This is a genomic window from Citrobacter sp. VF227 (assembly GCF_052950715.1).
The window spans coordinates 1-514 of record NZ_JBRFVF010000262.1 but is presented as its reverse complement, the minus strand read 5'-3'; the positions used below and the strand labels follow the sequence as shown (position 1 = coordinate 514).

The 514-nt window shown below is 74.5% G+C and carries 1 protein-coding gene; it reads left to right on the top strand.

Features of this window, described 5'->3' with window-relative positions:
• Positions 1–514: hypothetical protein (locus ACU8YC_RS26225; protein WP_446896149.1), on the top strand; the 514-nt coding region annotated here is incomplete at both ends.

The window sequence follows — 514 nt, the reverse complement described above, 5'->3', positions numbered from 1 at the left end:
GGCCGTGCGCGGCGAGGGCCGGGTGATCGCCGACCGGATCGCCCGCAAGACCGGCGCCCGGCTGATGGCGATGACCTCGAACGCCCGGATCGACCGCGGCGCCGGCACCGTGCCGATCGAGCGCCTCCCCTACCCGATCGACCAGGGGATCGCGGCGCTCAAGGACTTCCGCCACATCGTCCTGATCGGCGCGACCCCGCCGGTCGGCTTCTTCGCCTACCCGGGCAAGCCGAGCCTGCTGGCGCCGGAGGGCAGCACCACGATCACGCTGGCCACGCCCGAGGAGGACCAGATCGACGCCCTGGAGCGGCTCGCCGAGGCCGTCGCGGCCCCGCCCGCCGAGCCGGTCGCTATCGGGCCGCGGCCGAAGCTCCCGACCTCCGGTCCCCTCGACCAGGACACGATCGGGCAGGTGCTCGGCGCGCTGATCCCCGAGGGCGCGGTGATCTGCGACGAGTCGATCACCACGGGCCGCAACTTCTTCGCCCTGACCCGGGACGCCGCGCCCCACACC